20 protein-coding genes are annotated in these 20,873 nt (G+C 43.2%); 5 read left to right on the top strand and 15 right to left on the bottom strand.

All coding sequences use genetic code 11. From position 1 onward, the window contains the following. Window positions 1-43: 43 nt before the first annotated feature. The 3 genes from cls to J2Y03_RS23310 all read right to left on the bottom strand — a co-directional run bounded on the left by cls (window position 44) and on the right by J2Y03_RS23310 (window position 5,138). On the bottom strand, window positions 44-1,387 hold the full coding sequence (cls, locus tag J2Y03_RS23300; protein ID WP_396954256.1) for a cardiolipin synthase: 1,344 nt from the start codon (window positions 1,385-1,387) through the stop codon (window positions 44-46). A gap of 122 nt (window positions 1,388-1,509) precedes the next feature. After that, on the bottom strand, window positions 1,510-2,352 hold the full coding sequence (locus tag J2Y03_RS23305; protein WP_310199014.1) for a CheR family methyltransferase: 843 nt from the start codon (window positions 2,350-2,352) through the stop codon (window positions 1,510-1,512). A gap of 17 nt (window positions 2,353-2,369) precedes the next feature. Further along, window positions 2,370-5,138: an ATP-binding protein gene (locus J2Y03_RS23310; protein ID WP_310198949.1), complete on the bottom strand. Its 2,769-nt coding sequence runs from the start codon at window positions 5,136-5,138 to the stop codon at window positions 2,370-2,372. A gap of 168 nt (window positions 5,139-5,306) precedes the next feature. Here J2Y03_RS23310 and J2Y03_RS23315 point away from each other — a divergent pair, with 168 nt between their 5' ends. Next, window positions 5,307-5,777: a Dps family protein gene (locus tag J2Y03_RS23315; protein WP_310198952.1), complete on the top strand. Its 471-nt coding sequence runs from the start codon at window positions 5,307-5,309 to the stop codon at window positions 5,775-5,777. Between the two features lie 51 nt (window positions 5,778-5,828). Here the strand turns inward: J2Y03_RS23315 and J2Y03_RS23320 are convergent, their stop codons facing one another. The 7 genes from J2Y03_RS23320 to J2Y03_RS23350 form a co-directional block, all read right to left on the bottom strand. Next, complete coding sequence (locus J2Y03_RS23320) at window positions 5,829-6,974, bottom strand: PP2C family protein-serine/threonine phosphatase (protein WP_396954257.1); 1,146 nt, start codon at window positions 6,972-6,974, stop codon at window positions 5,829-5,831. A gap of 70 nt (window positions 6,975-7,044) precedes the next feature. Next, entirely contained in the window at window positions 7,045-7,830 is a 786-nt protein-coding gene (gene sigB / locus J2Y03_RS23325) for an RNA polymerase sigma factor SigB (protein WP_310198959.1), read from the bottom strand. Further along, window positions 7,796-8,278 (bottom strand): anti-sigma B factor RsbW, encoded by a 483-nt coding sequence (gene rsbW / locus J2Y03_RS23330; RefSeq protein ID WP_132087869.1) that lies wholly within the window; start codon window positions 8,276-8,278, stop codon window positions 7,796-7,798. Before rsbW ends, sigB begins: the two co-directional genes overlap by 35 nt. Next, window positions 8,275-8,598: an anti-sigma factor antagonist gene (locus tag J2Y03_RS23335; protein WP_310198962.1), complete on the bottom strand. Its 324-nt coding sequence runs from the start codon at window positions 8,596-8,598 to the stop codon at window positions 8,275-8,277. Before J2Y03_RS23335 ends, rsbW begins: the two co-directional genes overlap by 4 nt. A gap of 305 nt (window positions 8,599-8,903) precedes the next feature. Next, entirely contained in the window at window positions 8,904-9,113 is a 210-nt protein-coding gene (locus J2Y03_RS23340; RefSeq protein ID WP_310198965.1) for a hypothetical protein, read from the bottom strand. A 218-nt stretch (window positions 9,114-9,331) separates the two neighbouring features. Further along, window positions 9,332-9,685: a hypothetical protein gene (locus J2Y03_RS23345; RefSeq protein ID WP_310198968.1), complete on the bottom strand. Its 354-nt coding sequence runs from the start codon at window positions 9,683-9,685 to the stop codon at window positions 9,332-9,334. 168 nt (window positions 9,686-9,853) lie between these two features. Next, on the bottom strand, window positions 9,854-10,786 hold the full coding sequence (locus J2Y03_RS23350) for a magnesium transporter CorA family protein (protein ID WP_310198972.1): 933 nt from the start codon (window positions 10,784-10,786) through the stop codon (window positions 9,854-9,856). 119 nt (window positions 10,787-10,905) lie between these two features. Here J2Y03_RS23350 and J2Y03_RS23355 point away from each other — a divergent pair, with 119 nt between their 5' ends. Next, window positions 10,906-11,175: a hypothetical protein gene (locus J2Y03_RS23355; RefSeq protein ID WP_310198973.1), complete on the top strand. Its 270-nt coding sequence runs from the start codon at window positions 10,906-10,908 to the stop codon at window positions 11,173-11,175. Window positions 11,176-11,326: 151 nt separating this feature from the next. On the opposite strand, the gene J2Y03_RS23360 is transcribed toward J2Y03_RS23355, so the two are convergent. Together J2Y03_RS23360 and J2Y03_RS23365 are read right to left on the bottom strand one after the other, a co-directional pair. After that, window positions 11,327-12,619 (bottom strand): hemolysin family protein, encoded by a 1,293-nt coding sequence (locus J2Y03_RS23360; RefSeq protein WP_310198975.1) that lies wholly within the window; start codon window positions 12,617-12,619, stop codon window positions 11,327-11,329. 68 nt (window positions 12,620-12,687) lie between these two features. Continuing rightward, entirely contained in the window at window positions 12,688-14,187 is a 1,500-nt protein-coding gene (locus J2Y03_RS23365; protein WP_310198978.1) for a mechanosensitive ion channel, read from the bottom strand. Between the two features lie 158 nt (window positions 14,188-14,345). Here J2Y03_RS23365 and J2Y03_RS23370 point away from each other — a divergent pair, with 158 nt between their 5' ends. The 3 genes from J2Y03_RS23370 (at window position 14,346) to J2Y03_RS23380 (ending at window position 15,790) form a co-directional block, all read left to right on the top strand. After that, window positions 14,346-14,651 carry a hypothetical protein gene (locus J2Y03_RS23370; protein WP_310198981.1) on the top strand — a complete coding sequence of 102 codons (306 nt, stop codon included), beginning with the start codon at window positions 14,346-14,348 and terminating at the stop codon, window positions 14,649-14,651. A gap of 23 nt (window positions 14,652-14,674) precedes the next feature. Continuing rightward, window positions 14,675-14,839 carry a CsbD family protein gene (locus J2Y03_RS23375; RefSeq protein WP_310198984.1) on the top strand — a complete coding sequence of 55 codons (165 nt, stop codon included), beginning with the start codon at window positions 14,675-14,677 and terminating at the stop codon, window positions 14,837-14,839. Window positions 14,840-15,190: 351 nt separating this feature from the next. Further along, the gene (locus tag J2Y03_RS23380) at window positions 15,191-15,790 is read left to right on the top strand and encodes a YflT domain-containing protein (protein WP_310198986.1); all 600 of its coding nucleotides are present in this window, start codon (window positions 15,191-15,193) and stop codon (window positions 15,788-15,790) included. Between the two features lie 144 nt (window positions 15,791-15,934). On the opposite strand, the gene nuoN is transcribed toward J2Y03_RS23380, so the two are convergent. Genes nuoN through nuoL form a run of 3 tightly spaced genes read right to left on the bottom strand, consistent with a single transcriptional unit; the run spans window position 15,935 to window position 20,830 of the window. Continuing rightward, complete coding sequence (gene nuoN, locus J2Y03_RS23385; RefSeq protein WP_132087839.1) at window positions 15,935-17,452, bottom strand: NADH-quinone oxidoreductase subunit NuoN; 1,518 nt, start codon at window positions 17,450-17,452, stop codon at window positions 15,935-15,937. Window positions 17,453-17,458: 6 nt separating this feature from the next. Then, window positions 17,459-18,967, bottom strand: a complete 1,509-nt coding sequence (locus J2Y03_RS23390; RefSeq protein ID WP_310198988.1) for a complex I subunit 4 family protein — start codon at window positions 18,965-18,967, stop codon at window positions 17,459-17,461. Beyond that, on the bottom strand, window positions 18,968-20,830 hold the full coding sequence (gene nuoL / locus J2Y03_RS23395; RefSeq protein ID WP_310198990.1) for an NADH-quinone oxidoreductase subunit L: 1,863 nt from the start codon (window positions 20,828-20,830) through the stop codon (window positions 18,968-18,970). Window positions 20,831-20,873: the final 43 nt, after the last annotated feature.

The following is a 20,873-nucleotide window of genomic DNA, read 5'->3' on the forward strand; positions in this document are numbered from 1 at the left end:
ACGGAAACAAGGCATCTGCTATATGCAGACGCCTTTGAACATGTTATAGTACACCCGAAAACAGCCTGGCAAAAGATTCCTTCCATTTAACATCCAGACCCCTTTTGTAAAATTCGACCGGCCGAATCCTTCTGCATTCTTTCAGGTCTTCCTCAAAATGAGTAACAAGATCGTAAATGCTGTCTGTGGCTGTTAAAAACAAATTGACCTCAAAATTCAAATGAAAGCTGCGCAGATCCAAATTTGCCGTTCCAATCGAGGCCATGTCCCCATCGACAGGCACCATTAGCCGGACTTGAATGCCCTTTTTCGCAGCCACCCGCAGTGCTGTCATAATGGCTTGATTCGGAATAAAATATGGTGTCGCAATCCAAACGGATTCTGTTGCACACGAAATCATCGCATAATAATGATCGCTCATGTCGCGGGTTTCGGGTCCAGTGGCAACCACGTGGACAAGACCATCGCCGTCTGCCGGCACCGACTGTAGATAGCGGTGATTTTCAAACAGTTTTTCTCCGCAGACATATTTCCAATCTAAAAGAAAAACAGCATGCAGTGTCTGGACCGCTTCCCCTTCCAGCAAAACATGCGTATCACACCAAAAGCCAATCTTGTTATCCTCACCAAGATATTCCACTCCCACATTCATCCCGCCGACAAACCCAATTTTCCCATCAATGACAATGATTTTTCGATGATTGCGGAAATTAAACTTTTGCGTAAACCATGCCGTTTTAAGCGGCAGAAAAGGGTGAAGCTGAATCCCGGATTCTGCCATTTTCCTTCTATCCTGCTCGGAAATGGAGAAACTTCCGAACGCATCGTAGATCAGCCTGACTTCCACCCCTTCCTTTACTTTATCACTCAGGATCTCCATCAGCTCCTGCCCCAGCCGGTCAAAGCGAAATATATAATATTCTAAATGAATAAAGTCCTTTGCTTCCTTCAACCGCTGTTTCATCTCCTGAAAGGTTGCCTCGCCGTTTTTTAGAATTTTCGTTCTGGTATTCTGGTTTTGATCCGTTAAGGTCACCCGGTCAAGATAGCCGGCAAAACAGCGCTGCTGGTCATTGAGCATTGACAGCACCTCCAGTGGCCGCTCACTTTTACGAAGTGCCTCGAGCAGCTGACGGTCGCTTAACCGCTTGCTTTTAAAAAGTGCTCCTTTAAAAAGTAATTGACCTGTATATATATAGAAAATATAGCCTAATACCGGTACTAAAATTAAAAGGCATGTCCATAAAAGCGTTTTTGGTACAGGGCGGTTTTGAAGCCATAACTCCGCCACACTGTATAAAATTATACCTGCATACAAACTGATACCTATTGCTTTCCACCAAAAAGGGAATCTTGTAAAAAGAACCACCCAGCAGAAGAAAAACATCATAATGACAAAGAATATCTCGATTCTTATTTTCACCCTGTTCCCCTCACAGTCTTTTTAAAAAGAAATACCCTTTTATCAATCCTATCAAACATAAAAAATGCCTGACACAGGTCAGACATCTACTTCTTTCTATAAATCTTTTCACTTGGATTAAATTCTGCGTATTTCATGCCCTTCGGCAACCCTAGCATCGATTCTTTGCTTCCTAGTCCGATGAATCCACCGTCCGCCAGGCTGTCATAGAACAGGCTATGAACCTGCTGCTGCAGGGCGTTGTCAAAATAGATCATGACATTGCGGCATAAAATCACATGAAACTCATTAAACGAGCTGTCACTCACCAAATTGTGCTGAGCAAAAGTGAGCTTCTCGTTCAAGCTGGGAGAAAAATAAGCAAATTGATGGTCCGTGTTATAGTACTCGGAAAATGCCTTTTTTCCACCCGCTTTCAAGTAATTTTTCGTATACTGCTGCATCTTTTTTAACGGAAATGCCCCCTTTTTCGCAGCCTTCAGGGCTTTTTCATTCATATCGGTTGCGTAGATTTTCGCCCTTTCCATTAAGCCCTCCTCCTGCAGCAAGATAGCCATGGAATAAACTTCCTCACCTGTGGCGCAGCCGGCATGCCAAATCCGAATTTCCGGAAGCTCTCGAAGCAATGGCACCACTTCATTTCGAAAGGCGGCAAAAAAACTGGGATCTCGGTACATTTCCGTCATCCGGATGGAAAAATCATTCAACAGACGCTCCAGAACTCCTGGTTCGTGAAACACTTTTTCCAATAAAGCAGTAATGGTCGGAAGTCTCTCTGCCTTCATCCGATTTAAAATCCTCCTGCCGATTGAACCCCGGACATAGCTCCGGAAGTCATATCCATACATTTGATACAAGCCCTCAAGCAGCAATTTGATTTCTATCTCTTGAAGCTCGTTTGGCTCTTGTAGTTCGATGTCTGTTACCATCTCATTCGTTGCCTCGTTCAATCTTCATTCACCTGCTCGGTCAGCCACACCCGCATTAACGAGAATAACTGATTAATATTCAATGGCTTCATAATATAATCAGAAGCCCCCGCCTCCATACACTTATCACGTTCACCCTTCATCGCCTTGGCCGTCAGCGCAATAATCGGCAGTCTATCCATCTTCAAATCGTGGCGGATAGCCTTCATCGCCTCATAACCGCCCATCACCGGCATCATAATATCCATGAAAACCAGGTCAAAATCGGCTTGTTCCTGTAAAAACTCAATGGCCCGCCTGCCGTTCTCCGCCACTTGAACCTTAACGCCTTTTTTCTCCAAGGCTGTTACAAGTGCGAATACATTCCGTCGATCATCCTCTACTAACAGCACTTTCTTCCCTCTAAACAACTGGTTATCTGAAGCTTCTGCTTCTACAACTTCTATTTCTGTTTCTTCGATAGCCGATTCCTGTTCCTCCGTGCTGATGCTTACCGCTGCCTCATTTAATGCCAGTTGCTCAAGCAGATGATATTCCGCAGCCTCCTGCCTGCCAGGGACATACAGAGTAAACGTACTTCCTTTATCCGGCTCGCTTTCAACCGTAATCGCTCCGCCAAGTAAACGGGTAAATTCACGGCATATCGATAATCCTAAACCGGTTCCGCCATATTGCCGGTTGGTGGTACCATCAACCTGCTGAAACGCGTCGAAGATAATCTGCTGTTTCTCCTGAGCGATTCCGATTCCTGTATCGGTTACAGAAATCTCCAGCACCATTTCCTCTTCATCCAGACCAGGCAATAATTCCTGAACCTTTTCTGGTTTTGCAAGTTCAATTCTTACCGTTACAGAACCCTGTTCCGTAAACTTAAACGCATTGGATAATAGATTCTTCCAAATTTGCTGCAGTCGCTGTCCATCGGTCGTAATCACATTAGGAACATTTGAAGCTGTCAGCACTTCAAATGTTAAATTCTTTTTCGCTGCAATCGGTTCAAACATACTCTTCATCATTTGTGGAATTTCGGTCACGTTCATGTCATCTGTTAAAATTTCTATTTTACCAGCTTCGATTTTTGATAAATCAAGGATATCATCAATCAGCCGCAGCAAATCACTTCCAGCCGTGTAGACGACTCGGGAGGATTCCTTTACCTCAGACTCGTCCATTTCCCCATCATTTTCCATCAGCATTTGAGACAGAATCAAAATACTATTTAATGGCGTCCGCAGCTCATGCGACATATTTGCTAGAAAATCCGTTTTGTACTGCGAGCTCATTTGCAGTTTCCGTGAATAGTCTTCAAGTTCATCCTTCGCCTTCTTCAGTTCAAATGCCCTTTGTTCGGCGAATTGCCTCTGTTCTTCTAAATATTCATTGGTAATCCGCAGCTGTTCCTGCTGCATTTGCAACTCTTCCGATTGGGCTTGAAGTTCCTCTGATTGCGCCTGAAGTTCTTCGGTTAACACCTGCGATTCCCCGAGCAGCCTTTCTACTTCCATCCGGCCTGCTACGTTGGTAATCGCGGAACCAAACTTATCCTGAAGCAGATCCAATAAAGTAAGATGCTGAGCCATAAACGGCTGAAAGGCAGCGAATTCAACAACCGCTTCTACCCTGCCATCTACTAAAATCGGCGCAATTAAAAGATTCCGAGGAGAAGAATCCCCTAACCCCGAGGTGACTTTAAAATGTTCCTCTGGCAGCTGATCAATCAGGAAGATTCTTTTATCCAAAGCGGCCTGTCCGATTAACCCTTCTCCTAACCGGAAACTCGCCCCGGCACTTTCTTCCCCGGCAATTGCATAGCCGGCCTCTTTCACGTAACGAACCTCGCTGCCTTGATTTCTACGGAGATAAACCACGCCGTAGACCGCTTCAAACATAGGAGCAAGCTTGGTGATAAAGGCATGCGTCAATTCTGTCAGATCCGTCATTCCTTGGTACATGGTCGAGATTTCCGCCATATTTTTCTGGATCCAGTTCTGCTTCTCTAGATTGCTGAGAAGCTCATTCATCGCTTCCGCGAGTTCACGCGTTTCATCATGTGTGTTAACTTCAATTCTTGTGGCAAGGTCTACCCCTGACTCTTTTGAATCGGTAATCCCTTTTATCGTCCAGATGACCTGTTTGATCGTTTTGACTATCGAATTGGACAGGTATACTGCCGTTGCAATCGTAATCAGGGTAACCACCAGAATGATGGCATACAATGTCATCTTTAAATTATTATTATTCTGACTCAGCTGCTCCACACGCTGATTTGTCAGGTTTGTTTGATGTTGGAGGAAGGAAACAAAGTGCGCCCGGAGCTCATCGGTCCTTTTTTTCCCTTTGTTATTTTTAAAAAAATCGTCCAAAACAGTCTGGTTACCTATCTTTTTTTGATTAACCGCATATTCTGCAGAACTAGTGATGTAGTTCATAATCAGCGGTTTAATTTCCTCTAAATTTCGCTGCTGTGTCCCTTTATCCGCAAGCAAGGAGTGAAGTTTGCTGTAGTTGTCGAGCCAGTTCCGGCTAGCAATGTGATAGGGCTCGAGGTACTCCTCATTGCCTGTTATCACATATCCTCTCATCCCAGTTTCCATATCTATTACATTTTTTTGAATCTGATTCGCCAGATTGTGAACCTCAATATCATGCTGCGATATGAAATCGACCTCTTCCTGCAAAGCCGACATCCGGTTCATGACAATCAACAAGGAGACAACTAAGCAAATCAAAATAAATAAATAGCCTGCAATAATTTTCGTGTGGATGTTGAAATGTAATCCCTTCATTAGGTGCACTCCCCCTTTGTAAAAAAATAGGTAACACTATCATATCGTTTCTACTAATCTGACCCAATGGGAATTTGGTCCCAATCCTCTCCTACAAAAAATTAAATAGTTTCATATGTTCATAACAGGGTATATAAGAGGTACACCACAATACAGGAGGTAATAAATATGGCAACAACTACTACGAAAACAAAATCCAAAAACAAAACATTATCCGATACTCTCAACAAGCAGGTGGCCAACTTTTCCGTACTTCATATGAAGCTGCATCATTATCACTGGTATGTAAAGGGGGAGAACTTTTTCACCTTGCACCTTAAATTCGAGGAACTTTACAAGGAAGCTGCCTTACATCTTGATACGATTGCGGAAAGAATGCTCGCACAGAGAGCATTACCGGTCGCAACCCTAACGGAGACCCTGGAACTTACCACCCTAAAGGAAGCAACTGGTGATGAAGACGCGCAGCAAATGGTCCAAACACTGGCTGATGATTTTGACATGATTTGCACCGAACTGACAGAGGGCATCTCGCTTGCTGAGGAAAATGAAGATGAGCCGACTGCCGATCTGCTCGTTCACATTCGTACCTCATTAGAAAAGCACAGATGGATGTTTGAAGCTTATCTGGGCAGCTAATCCGCAAACAAAAATAATCGGGGTGTCAGCCTAAAAGCTGACACCCTTCTATTATGGAGAATTCGTTGAAATCATGACCAGACACATATCGTCCTTTGGAGGATTTACGTGTTCCCAGCCTGGCTGCAGCTGATGAAGCAGCGCCGCAGGATCTACCATGTCCTTTGCTTGTAAGAAGCCGATTAGCTTATCCGTTGCATCTTCATATTTCTCCTCCAGCCATTCCGATAACCCATCCGTAAACAGCAAAATTCGGGCAGCTTCCTGATAAGGAATCACCCCTTTGGTGACTTCAATCTCCTCAAAAAAGCCCAGAGCGCAGGAGCCTTCTGTTAAAAGCTTCACTTCCTGATCCACAATGGCAATACCCACAGGATGACCGGCATTGACATATTCAATCGTTTGTTTTTCCGTGTCGAGGACAAAGTAAATCGCTGTAAAATAATAGTTCATTAAACTATCAGGTGTATGGAGCTGGAGCATGCGCGCATTCAGTTCTCTTATAACCTTTTCCGGATCTGTGATTCCCGTAATGGTATCTTTTAACGCGGAATAGATGTACATCCCTACGAGTGAGGAGGAAATACCGTGACCCATCATATCGAGCAGGATGACCCCATAGCGGTTGGGGCTAATCTGATACCAGGCATAAAAGTCGCCAGCGAGCTCAAAGGTTGGCCTGTAAACCGCCGAAATGTTGACATCCTTTTCCTGAAGCGGACCGCTAAGCATGCTTCTCTGCACCTGCCTGGCTATGTCTAGTTCATATTGAATGCGTCTATCCCGTTCCTTCCGCAAGTCTTTTTCCTGCTTTAACCGCAGGACTGAGCGTATCCGGGCGAGGAGTTCGACTTTATTAATCGGTTTCATCACATAATCGAGTGCTCCTGCATCCATCGCCTCGGCCATTTTATTGGAATCGCCCATCGCCGTAACAAAAATAATCGGCAAATCGGAGAACCGCTCATTGGCCAGTACCGTCCGGCAGGCTTCCATTCCATCAATTTCCGGCATCATCAAATCCATTAAGATGAGGTCGACCGGGACTTCGCCGGGATTAGGTGAATCGAGCTGTAAATATTGATATAAATCCCCGGCAGATGAAAGCATAAGCAGATTATTATAGCCTGCTCTCCTAAGGATTTTCTCGACAATCATTAGATTTGTTTTATTATCATCTACGATGACAATCTTCATTGGCATTTGGGTTTCCCCCTTTTGCAAAAGATGAGACTGACCCCTTTATGGGTGACAGCCACCGACTAGTTTAACTGTCCTGATAGGAATGACGGGCAAGTACCTTACGCAATTTCTCAATCGCCTTTTTTTGGATACGGGACACATGCATTTGTGAGATGCCCAAGGCCTCTCCCACTTCGCGTTGACTTTTATTTTGGATAAACGCCCACTGAATAATTTGCCTCTCCCTTTCGTTTAACACATGAAGAGCGCTCTCGAGCAGCAGCCGCTGGTCGACCTTTTCAAAACCTTTATCTTCCGATCCGAGTACATCAAGCGCCGTAACCTCCCCTCCGTCGGAACCGGTTTCAATTGGCTTGTCCACAGAGGCGGTTTGATACCCTTTTCCTAATTCCATGGTTTCCAGTACTTCCTCTTCAGAAATCTCTAAATAGTCGGCAATCTCGTGGATCTTAGGTGAGCGTTGATATCGGTTGGTCAGCTCGTCCACTGCTTTATTCAATTTTGGCCACGTTTCTTTAATCCGTCTCGGTACATGAACATCCCATGTCTTATCCCTTAAAAAACGTTTAATTTCACCAATCACCATCGGTATTAAATAGCCTTCAAATGGTGTTCCGGTACTGGGGTCGAACCTCCTGATGGTCGATAATAATCCAATCATCCCGACCTGCATGATATCTTCATGCAAATTTCTGCCTTTTGAATATTTTCTCGCAATACTCCCGACAAGGTTTGTGTAATGTTCCACTAAGATGGTTTGGGCCTCTGCGCTCTCATTCTCCTGGTACTCTAAGATTAATGCATGGATTTCTTCTTTAGATCGTTTCCCGGTCCGAGGTGGTTTTGTCATGATTTTCACGCTCCCCGCCTAGATACTTCACCATGAAGACCGTTACTCCGGAACGATTCGAAACACGGACTTCATCCATGAGCGTTTCGATCAGATATAGACCTAATCCTCCTTCTGTCAGTTGATCGACTGTACTTGTTTCTGTATAAGGGCCCAGTTCATTTTTTGTCTGTAAAAAATTAAAGCTCTTGCCGCTGTCAGCTACCATCGTTTCTAACTTGTCTTCGTAAATACCGAAACCGACAATTACTTCTCCGCCTTCATCGTCCGGATAGGCATGCTGTACCGCGTTTGTGCACGCTTCACTTACAGCAATTTTTATATCCTCGATTTCCTCATATGTATAACCCATGCGGCTGGCAATTCCTGAAATCGTTAGCCTGATCACACCAACATATTCTGGTTTCGCCGGAATCTTCATTTCAACATAATCCATCACGTGTTTCATCGTCTCCCATCCTCTGAAATATTCATAATTTTACTCAATCCTGTCAGTTCAAAAAGTCGCTTTAATCGATCTGATAACTCTACTAACCTCAGTTCTCCCTCATTTTTGTTCAGCTGCTTGAACAATCCGACAAATACGCCTAATCCGGTACTATCCATGTAGGAAACATCCTTCAGATTGACCGTAATCGTTTTATCTTTGCCTTCCGAAAGCGGCAATAGCTCCTCACGAAGTTTTGGTGCTGTATAAGCATCGATTTCTCCAGTCACCGACACGAATATTTCCTTCTCATTCTGATGTTTTTCGATATTTATTTTCATCCCATCATCACCTCTGAAATATTTACTGTTTACATACCCTCTATACTAGAAAGCTAAACCTATTTTTTTAAAAAATATTATTCTTGCATTATACCAAAATAAGGAAGAACTCCGAATAGTAACAAATTCCCAGTAAAATAGTAGTGTTTTCGTTTTTTTCCAAAAGGGTATATATCTTTGTAAAAGGGGTGATAGGTAATGGATAAAAAACTCAAAGATCAGTTCCCTGTTTCAAACAATGGCTCAATGGCTCAATGGCCCAGAACTTTGAAGAAATGAAGAAGCTCGGCAAGGAAATGGAGATGCTAAGACCAATAAAGAGTTAAAGGAAGCAACACAGACTCCGGATCCGAGTCAATAAATGCAGCTGTCTCGTTTTGAGGCAGTTTTTTTATTTTAGGCGTGTACCCATCGCGGTATGAAGGACTAATCTTACCCACTCTGCATGAGTTTTGTCCTTCATCGGTGGTATGAAGGACTAATCTTACCCACTCTGCATGAGTTTTGTCCTTCATCGGTGGTATGAAGGACTAATCTTACCCGCTCTCCATTAGTTTTGTCCTTCATCGGCGGTATGAAGGACTAATCTTACCCGCTCTCCATTAGTTTTGTCCTTCATCCTAAATTTCGGATAAAAGTTAAGGCGTGAATTCTTGTATGAATTCACGCCTTAATCTGTAACAATTTAGTTTATATTAAGGGGAGGGTATGGTGGATAAAGGATCAGTTGCTATTACCGACTCTGCCCGTTATCTTGATAGTTTTTTTTATTCTGCCATTCGGAAGGAGATTCCACTTCCTCTTTTCGAAATTCTTTATCCGCAGTCTCGGAAATCGAATCTCCATATCTTGGCTTATCCGGCTCTTTCTGGACATTTTCACCATTTTTATAGGCAGGGTTCTCATCTTGACGCGAAAGCTCTCGTAAATCATCCACAATCTCGTCTCCAGGGAATTGCTGCTCATGGTCATTCGTCATAGGACTGCCGCCATCGTTATATCCAGTTCGTCCTTTTTCGTAATTGTCCATAATTTCCTTTTCATCCTTACGTTCCATATCCTTGTCGTCAACATAATTTTTAGCCATGATTGTTTCCTCCTTTTATTTTTTCAGATTGCTGTTTTTCATTCCTGCTGGTTTTACCGAACGCAACCACATACTTCAACCACCCTCCTTCTAATCTATTGGATTATCAGGTTAGCTAGTTTCTAACCTTGATAGTGTTATACCCCAACCGACTAGTTTAAAACGTCTTTATTTAAAAAATGAACCTCTTTTTCTCCCTTTTAATAGATCTCCTGTCCAGCCCTTTGTTTTTATGTATCCATAGAGTAGAGCCGTCGAAAAAACTATCAACATAAGAGAAACCAGGTAACCATACCTCCATTCGAGTTCAGGCATATGCTTAAAATTCATTCCCCATAATGCCCCCAAGGCCATAATTGGGGTAAAAATGATCATCAGAACCGTTAAGGTCTTCATAATTTCATTTCCCCGATGCGAGGATATGACCTCCTCTAAATGAATCATCGAGTCTAACTCCTGCTCATACTCCCTCAGCAACACATGCGCCCTGTCAATCCGTTTACATGTCCTGATAAAAATTTCACCGTTATTGACTTGGAGAAAATCTATTTCTTCTATCGTCATTTTTAGTTCTTGGATTGGTATTAAAAGATTTTTAGAAACCAACAGTTCATGCCTTTGGCGAAAGACAAGTTCCAAAATCCTCATTTCATTCCTCTTTTTCACACCCCACATCAGCTTATGGAGGGACTCTTCGAACTGGTCAATCTCAACCAGTATGTCATTTACCAGTTCTCCTAGTAGAAATAAAAAGCCATCCACGGCATTCTCCGTCTTATTTAGCTGCCGTAACATCACCTCTGGGGACATTTGATTAAAAGAGGTAAACTCCAAGTCGATCGTAATTAACGTATTACCAGTTAAATAGAAATGAAAAAGTTGATGGTCTTCTTCCTCATCAACATTTTGTTTATAAATAAGTGAACCATTCACGACTTTTTCCTCATTTATACACCCATGCACTCTTATGCAATTGGTTTTATTTTTTCGAACAGTCGTTAACCAACCTGATGGGATTGTCTCCTGCTCCCATACCGCATTCAGTTCATTCTTGTTTACTTGAACCCACTTCCATTTGTCAAAATTGATATTTCTCTCCAAACTTATCCCTCCTCTCCTATTGGTTGATTACCCTAAAAGGAGTAAAACAAACGTAAAAAAATGTTTAATAGGGCAATGAAACGGGTATTTATATAACAAAACTTAAGGAGGTTGTAACGATGAAAAGAGGCTTTGGTATGAGTTCGCTAGTAGCGGTAGGAATTGGGGCATCGGCAGCGGTATGGCTTTCAAATAAACCAAACCGTATTAAAGCAGAAAGTGCGTTAAGAGATTGGAAACGAAAGGTAAAGCCGAATGTATACGAAAAAGCAGAGCAGCTTCCGATTGAAAAAGGCGGCAACCCGCATCCTAAGGATTTTGCCGATAACGAAATGGTGAGTGAGGGAGCACAGTATTCCGTTCAATTTTACAATGAGAAAATCCAGTAATGATGCAGCGGTTGGGGTATTCGTACCCCAACTCTTTTTATGGAGAGGTGAATAATGGCTGGAAAAACAAAAGCATTTATCAGATGAAATTTGAGCAAGTTCCTTCTTAACTACAAGAAAGCCAGGCTGCTTAGCCTGGCTTAACCTATTTTCAACTAATCTTTTTCACTTCTAAATACTTAATATGATAACCATCAGCTTCATGGACCTTGAACATACAGCCTTCTTCTTCCACTGCTTCGCCTGCTGATACTTCTAAATCCGCTTTTTTGGAAAGAAACCAGCCGCCAATGGTGTCCACTTCTTCAGCGGATAAGTCAATCCGAAGAAGCTGGTTTACCTCGCGAATGGGAACCTTGGCGTCGATGATGTAATCGTTACGCTTAAGTCTGCGAATCTTTGAAACTTCATCCCGGTCGAATTCATCTTTGATCTCACCAATTATCTCTTCAATCAAATCTTCCACCGTCACTAAACCAGAGGTACCGCCATATTCATCGATTAAGATGGCCATATGGATACCGCTGGTTTGCATCCGTACCAATAAGTCATGGATTGGAATGGTTTCCATGACCCGAATGATTGGAGATGTTAACCTCCGGATGTTCAGGTGGTGGTCGGTAAGCCTTGCATTTACTAACATTTTGATGTTGAGCACACCCATGATATGGTCTTTATCCCCGTCGATGACCGGATAGCGAGTGTAATTTTCAACCTTGAGTTTTTGAGCCACCTCCTCCACGCTATCATTAACATGGATACAAATCATCTCTGTGCGCGGCACCATGATTTCTTTGGCAATCCGCTCATCAAATTCAAATATATTGTTCACATAGCGCCACTCATTTTGATTAATTTCCCCACTTTTATAGCTTTCCGACAATAGAATCCTCAGCTCTTCCTCCGAATGCGCCAACTCATGTTCAGATGCAGGTTTTAATCCAAAGAGCCCAACCAGCTTCCGTGCAGAATGGTTTAAACTCCAAATAAAGGGATACATCAATTTGTAAAACAAAATGATCGGCCTTGCGAATAGCAAAGTAAGCTCTTCGGATTTTTGAATGGCAACTGATTTAGGAGCTAATTCTCCAACCACAACATGAATAAAGGTAACAAAAGTAAATGCAAGGACAAGGGATAAGAGATGTGTCACTGCCGCATTAAAAGGGAGTACAGAAAGCAAAGGATGAAAGAGTCTTTCTACCGTCGGTTCTCCAAGCCAACCCAGACCTAAAGCGGTAACCGTAATCCCCAGTTGACAGGCTGACAGATATTCATCCAAATGGGATACGACCTTTTTCGCTGCTGCAGCATTCCTTCTCCCCTCAGCCACAAGCTGATCAATCCTCGATCCCCTTACTTTTACAATCGCAAATTCTACAGCCACAAAGAATGCCGTTAAGGCAATTAATAAGACGAATGTAAGTAAATTAACTACCAGCATTTAGAACAGGCACCTCCTTTTTTAAAAAACAATCCGAAATCACCGGAGGATTTCGGATTGTTCGAAGCTTATTTTTCACTTTCCAATTTATTGTCCAGCTTTCCTAAATATTTTCTAGCAAACTCTGTCCCGCCAAGGCCGAACGCCAGTCCAAAGGAGAGAGCCAATCCGCCTAAAACAAGGATAAAAGCAGCATTAACAATGGAATGGGCAACACCTAATTGGTCTAATGCCATAAACACAGTAATCGTGAAGATTGTATATTTTGCTATTCTCGCAAGCATTCGCGAATAACTGTGCTTTACGATATTTTGAAGGAGCTGTTCGATAAACTGCCCTACGAATAATCCAAGTCCAAGAATGATTACCGCCGTTAACAGCATTGGCAGATAGGCGATAACCCCTGTTGCTAATGTAACTAAGAAGTTTAATTGAACAATTTGTAATGCTTCAACCGTAAACAATAGTACGACAATGATTTTGGCAAGTATACCCACCATTTGCGACAGGGTGTACTTCGGCTGTTCAGGAGTTAATGCGCCGATGCCCATTTGATGAAAGACATGGTCAAATCGCAAGCGCCATAACATTTGTGAGACCAATTTTTCCACCCATTTTCCAAGCCAGATACCCGTTAAGATCAGGATGATCGCAACGATGATGTTAGGAATCATGGAAAGAACATCTTGAAGCATGGCAACTGCCGGCTCAGAGATTCCCTTTAATTCTAATTTTTCTAAAGCCGTTATGATGACTGGAATTAAGATTAAGATAAATACGATATTTCCTGCCAGATTGGAGAGACTGGCTTCTTCACCATTTTTCAAAAATCCAAACCGAGAACCAAGCTTGTCCGCTCCGAGACTTTTTAGAAAATTGGTTAAAATATCACGGACAATTTTGGCAATCAGCCAGCCGATTAACACAATTAATGCCGCAGCAAACAACTTAGGGATAAAAGCAAGAATCATTGTTAGCGCGTTTTCAAATGGCTCTGAGATTCCTTCCAATTCAAGAGCCCCTAGAACTGCAGGAATAAATAACAATAGGACAAAGTAGAAAATTACCTTTCCTATACCATTTATTCTATTTGCCGCCTCCAGTGCGCTATTTGCCATTTTCCATTTAACTAACTTTTCTCCTAAACGGATTACCCCTGCCCCTTTTATAAAAAGATAACGGAGTAAGAAGGCAATTCCCCAGGCGAACAAAAGAATCAGTGCAGCTTTTAATAGATGGGGGATTGCAGCTGTCAACGTTGACATCATTTTTACAAGTGGTGCCGCGATCAGGCTAAGGTTCAGCATATTGAAAAAGATAATCCACACGACCACCAGTAACGTATAATAGACAATTTTCCCCATAATCGATTCCGTTGAGTATTTTCTATTTTTAAAACCCGAAAACAGTTTATCATCCAAGGTCGACCGTTCAAGTGCAGCTTCGACTGCTCTTCTAATTCCCTTCGCCACCAGCCAGCCAATTAATAGAACAAGAAGTGCCAAAAGCAAGTGGGGAATCTGGTCCGTGTATATGTACCAACCCGACATCATATTTTCTACGTTCATGTATCATCTCTCCTTTTCTCGATTTGCTACTGTAATACCCTGTCAACATGTTTTCAAACCCCATAAAAGTAGAAATTATTTTAATAGAAAAAAAGGTTTCACTTTCCAAATCATAGGGAATACAACCAACAAGTTCGAATAACAAAGGAGGAAATAAAATGAGGAAAAAAACATTACTAACAGGTGGATTGGCTGTATTACTTTCCTTGGGCGTATTAGCTGGCTGCGGCGACGGCGTTGACCAGGATAACGGGATGAGCGACGGTGAGAAAAAAGATGCGATAGATACCGGGACAGTGAAGGAAGCCAAAGATACTTATAATGAAGTGAAAGAAAATGTCAATGAAGCTGAAAAGAAGCTTAGTGATGAATTAAAAGAGAATGGTGTAGGGGATGGCGTCGACCAGGATAATGGTGTCAACGATGGAGAGAAAAAGGACGAAACCGACTCAAAAAACCCTTAATCTTTTAAAAGGAGGAAGCTAATATGAATAAAGATCAAGTTAAAGGCAGTTTTGAACAAGTGAAGGGTGAAGCGAAAAAGCAATGGGGGAAATTATCCGACCAGCCTTCTACCGAAAACGAAGGGAAAATGGATAAGCTGAAAGGAAAATTACAAGAAGGCATTGGAAAGCTAAAAGAAAAATTTTAGTACGAAAAGAGAAGAGGCCCCGGGCCTCTTCTTTTGCATTAAATGACCTTGGTCCAGTGGGGAAATTTTTATTAATCTATTAAAAAAGTTTCAAATGTTTTTTTTTGGGAATATAAAGAGTGCAGGATAAAAACGACGAAGGGAGCTTACGGGCATGAGTATAATAGCAGCTACAAAGTTTATATTGGCTAAATTATCCGCACATACCTACAATAACTCACTTTGGGTTCCGGATTCTTTGCTTAAAGACAATTATGTATAGATGAATAATTAAGAATGAAGAAAAGTCTATCTATCAAGCTATGAAAATATTCGAGAGGAAGTACTTATTTATAGGAGGAGGAATTGAAAATGGACAAGTATGAAAAGAATGTAGTAGGTGTTTATGAAACAGAACAGGAAGCGATTATAGCCATTGAAGATCTTGTCAAACAAGGATACAACAAGCAAGATATCTGTGTTGTTGGTAAAGATCTCAAAAATGTGAATCATATTGCGGATGAAACAGGTACGGTAGCGGAAGAATCGGCGGCGACGGGTGCGTTGGCAGGTGGAACAGTCGGTGGTCTGACAGGTCTACTAGTAGGAGTAGGTGCTCTGGCCATCCCTGGAGCTGGCCCGATCATCGCCGCTGGCCCCATTGCCTCAAGTCTAATTGGAGCAGTAGCGGGTGCAGGTTTAGGCGGGTTAACGGGAGCACTCATTGGAATCGGAATTCCAGACCATGAAGCTGAATACTATGGGAACTCTGTTAAAGAAGGAAAAATATTAGTTCTGATCAAGAATAGAATGACCAATGATTTGGATGAAATGAATTCATTAGCGGAAGCAAACAATAGCTCGATGGCACAGGATTGGGACGAACTGAAAAAGCTTGGCAAAGAAATGAAGAATACGGAATCTAAGGAAGATCTGCAGGAAAAAAGACAAACCCCTGATCCAATTCAATAACTACACAAAAGAAACGGTCCTTTTAAAGGACCGTCTCTTTTGTTAAGAAGAGGCCCCATGCCTCTTCTTTCGCTATATTTTGCACCCCTAGCATTTGACCACAGCCGGGTTCTTCCCCCAAAGTTGCCGGCTTTGTATATCTCCCTATTGCAAAAAGTCTGTGAATTGGTTGAAGTTTTCGTTCACGAAGTCGACGGCGATGTTTGGGAAGATTCCAAACAGTATGGATGCTGCGACGGTGACGATTAAAACAACCACGATTCCGACTGGAATCTTCGAGAACTTGCTGTCGTCCGGTGCTGGACGGAAGAACATTTGCGTCATGATACCAAAATAGTAAAAATACGATACGACTGTGGTGGCAATCATGACAGACGCCAATACATAATGCGGTTCCTGTACCATAAAGGCACCGATAAAGATGTTCAACTTCCCGATGAAGCCTGCCGTTCCCGGGAAGCCTGCCAGCGCGATTAATAAAATCCCCATCGTCACTGCCAGAATCGGTGAACGTCGATACAAGCCTGCGAAATCAGCGATTCGTGTTGACCCTGTCTTTGCCTCAACCAATTGAATAACCGCCAAAGCGCCAAGGTTCATGAACAAGTATGCTAATAAATAGAACCAAACGGTGTAAAAGAAGTTCGAACTCAAACTTGTAAACGCCACAAGAATATATCCTGCATGAGCGATACTTGAGTAAGCAAACATTCTTTTAATATTGGTTTGTTTGAGCGCGACCACGTTTCCGATGATCATCGTCGCTCCAGCCACGACAGCGATGTAGTCTTGCATATTATAAAGAATTGGCACAGAACCCGGGCCTTCTGTCGCCGCTACCCCGAAGACGGAGATTAAAATTCTTGCGACAATCACGAAGCCCGCTGTTTTCGATACAACGCTCAAGAACGCTGTAACCGGTGTTGGTGCCCCTTGATAAACATCTGGTGCCCACATATGGAACGGTGCAGCCGCAAGTTTAAAGGCTAACCCAACGAAGATCATTAAGAATGACAGTCCGAGTAAATATGCATGCTGCGCGTCAGCTAAGCTCTGCAATGCACCGGCAATGGCGATCAAATTCGTTGTTCCCGTTAAGCCGTATACATAACTCATTCCGAACAATGTAATCGCGGTAGCAATCGAACCGTTGATGACATATTTCATTGCCGACTCGTTCGATTGCAAATTGTGTTTGCGAATCCCCGCTAAAACATAAGAAGAAAGAGATAACAACTCTAGACCGATAAATAACGTGATTAAGTCGCCGCTCGAAGTCATGATCATTCCGCCGAGTAATCCGGTTAGGAATAAATAATAGAATTCACCGCGGTACTCTTCCATCCCCTCATCAGCCTTATAGGAGACAGCCAAAAATAATACAAGCGCTGACCCTGCAAGCAGCAGGAATTTGAATGCTTTTCCAAAAGAATCAAGACGGAAGGTATCCTCTAAAATCGATTCAGGTGCTGCACCAATTAGTCCAGCAAGGGAAGCCATCGCTGCGAAGACGGCGGCAATCGCCACCCAGCCGAGGATGCGGCGGTCTTGTTTTTTCGGCATAAATAAATCTAATATTGTGAGAAGCGCTGCTACACCAACGATGATGAACTCCGGTGTCATGATGCCCCAATTATATGATGTTAATTCCTCAAGACTCATCCTTCATCACCCTCCTAACCCTAGCATAATCGTTTCAAGTGTGGCTTGAAGCGGTGAGCTTAGAACGCTTGGTACGACTCCGATTAAAACAATTAAGCCAATTAGTACGACAACCGGAATCCATTCGACGCCTTTGATATCGACGACTCCTGTAAAATCACGGTGTGCTTGGCCGTACGTAATGCCGAGGACGGCACGTAATAAATAGACGGCGGTCATGATAATCCCAATGCAGCCGACCGCGGCTATCCATGGCATTTCTTCAAATAATCCTAAGAACGCCATAAATTCACTGACGAAGCCGGACATGCCAGGCAAGCCGAGTGAAGCAAGTGCGCCTGCAAGCAAGAAGCCGGAAGCAATCGGCATTCCTTTTGCCATTCCGCCAAGGTTTTCGATGAGTGATGTATCTGTTCGCTCATAGAAGGCTCCGACAAGGAAGAACAATAGAGCCGAGATTAACCCGTGTGAGACCACTTGGAAAATCGCACCTTGAACCCCTGCCTCATTCATTGCCGCTAACCCGATTAACACGATTCCCATGTGAGAAATCGATGAATACGCCAAAACCATTTTGAAGTCTGTTTGAATGAATGCTAGGAACGCTCCGTAGAGAAGGTTTACCACTCCAAGGATGGCTAGCAATACCGATAGCGTTTCAAACTGCTCCGGAAAAATGCCCATTCCAAAACGAATTAACCCGTACGCACCGATTTTCAATAGAATACCAGAGTGAATCATCACGATGGATGGCGGCGCTTGAACGTGAACGCGCAGCATCCAGCTGTGTAACGGGAAGATTGGCAATTTAACGCCAAAAGCGATAAGAAGCGCTATTAATAGACCAAGTTTTAACTCTCCCGAAAGCGGGATATTTGGGTCGCTCATAATTTGCGTTAAGATTTCAATATTGGTCGTGCCTGTTTTCGCAAACAGAATCATAATCACGATGATCAGCACAGCTGAGCCTAAACCGTTGTAGATTAAGAAGCTGTAAGCGGCTTTTTCTTTTTCAAAATAACCCCATTTTCCAATTAAGAAGAAGGTTGGAATTAAGGTAATTTCAAAGAATAAGAAAAATAGAACTAAGTTTTCAGCGGTAAATACTCCGAGCATTCCGATTTCTAGCATTAGGAATAGCATGAAGTAGCCTTTCCATTCGTGTTTAATATAAATGGAGGCTATCGCCGCAAGTGTTGCTACAACCGCTGTCAGTACGACTAACAGCATGGTTAGACCGCTAACACCCAGTTCGTAATTTACTTGCCAGTAGCCAGCTTCGGTTCCCTGCAGGCCGCCGAAGGTAATCCATTCCTTTACAACGTTGAAGTCGCTCAAATCTTTGCCCACTAGGTAATGGAGGTAAAGACCGACTGCGATTCCTAATGCCGGCAGCGTTGCTAAGAAGCCAACGATTTTAAGTAATTTTTCCTGTGTTTTAGGTAGGAACGCTAAAACGATAATTCCGAGTAATGGGGAGAATACTAATAGTGATAGAACGAAAGAAAGATCCATTTATAAGTACCCCCCTGTTAACGCAAAGATGACCGCTAGTAGTGCCAGACCAACAAAAGCAACAGCTGCATAGGTTTGAATTTGACCTGATTGCAGCTTTGACCCAGCTGCCCCAAGTCCTTGAACAATCCCTGACACGCTTTTCATGATTCCTTCGACAAGGAAGACATCAATGAAGCGTAGGAAGTAGCTGATACCTTTTGTGATTGCCACTACTGTCATTTGATAGAATTCGTCAATGTAATATTTGTTGGTAAGAATACTATGCAGCGTATCGCCCGAGCCAGAAAGCCAGTTGCGTGCGACCGAACGCTTGTAGTAAATCAAGTACGCAAGGTAGATTCCCGCTAAGGATACCACCGTTGCGGCAATCATAATCCAAATTGGACCTTCGATATGGCTATGTCCAAGTGCTTCGTTTCCGTCAACAAGCCATGCACCCAGGTTGTGATTGAATGGTGTCTGAACGTAACCAGCAATGATGGCTAATACGCCAAGAAGAATCATTGGATATGTCATCGTCGATGGTGATTCGTGTACATTTTTCATTGGGCTCCGTGCTTCTCCTGTAAACACCATGAAGAATAAACGGAACATATAAAATGCGGTCATGAACGCCGCTGCCAGCGCTAGTAAGAAGAGGATTGGATGTCCGCCTTCCCAGGCTGCGATTAAAATTTCGTCTTTACTGAAGAACCCTGAAAACAATGGTACACCGCTGATGGCGAGTGTTCCGATTAAGAATAGTGGTGCGGTAAGCTTTAGCTTTTTCCAAAGTCCGCCCATTTCTTCGATATTCTGTGTGTGTACCGCATGAATGACGCTTCCGGCTGCTAAGAACAGCAACGCTTTGAAGAAAGCATGTGTCATTAGGTGGAATACACCAGCTACATAGCCTGCAGACCCTAAAGCGAGCATCATGTAGCCAAGTTGCGATACCGTTGAGTATGCTAATACACGTTTAATATCTGTTTGTACGAGACCGATACTCGCTGCAAAAATCGCTGTGAACGCCCCGATGATGGCAATCGTTAACAGCGCCGTTTCACTCGCTGCGAACAGCGGGAATAACGAAGCAACTAGGTAAACCCCGGCAGCAACCATTGTCGCCGCGTGGATTAATGCAGAAACAGGTGTCGGACCTTCCATTGCGTCCGGCAGCCAAGTGTGGAGCGGGAACTGACCTGATTTACCAACAGCTCCAATAAAGATTAAGATTGCTGTTAAGGTAATCATTGTAGTCGATACAGCGCCAGCCTCTACGGCACGAAAAATTTCACTGTATTCAAAGCTTTTGGTTTGCCAAAATAATAAAATCATCCCGATGAAGAGACCAACGTCCCCAATACGGGTCATTATGAACGCTTTTTTCGCCGCAGCCTTCGCTTCTTCTTTGTTGAAATAGAATCCGATTAAGAGGAAGGAACCGACTCCGACGAGCTCCCAGAAAATATAAGTTTGCAGCAGGTTTGGCGAGATGACAAGCCCAAGCATCGCAAACGTAAATAATCCTAAATAGGCATAGAATACTGGAAACCGCTCATCCCCGTGCATATATCCCTTTGAATATGTATGTACCAGGAAGCTGACGAGCGAGACAATCACAAGCATTAATGCATTCAATTGATTCACTTCAAAGCCCGCTGTTAAAGAAATATCTCCTATCCTGAGCCACTCCGTTGAAGTTTTAAACGTTGGTTCCGAGAAACGCTCGAACAACACCAACAACGAATACACAAGCGAGGCCAACGTAAGAAGAATACCCACGTACGCACTCGCATCCCTCAGTCGCTTACCAAATAGAAGAAGAATCAAAAACGATAATAGCGGGAAAAGCGGTATGATCCATGCATTTTCCATCATCATCACAATCCCCTTTTTTAAAAATGGTGCCTGTCACCGACCG

Source organism: Neobacillus niacini (genome assembly GCF_031457145.1).
GTDB classification, from domain to species: domain Bacteria; phylum Bacillota; class Bacilli; order Bacillales; family Cytobacillaceae; genus Neobacillus; species Neobacillus niacini_J.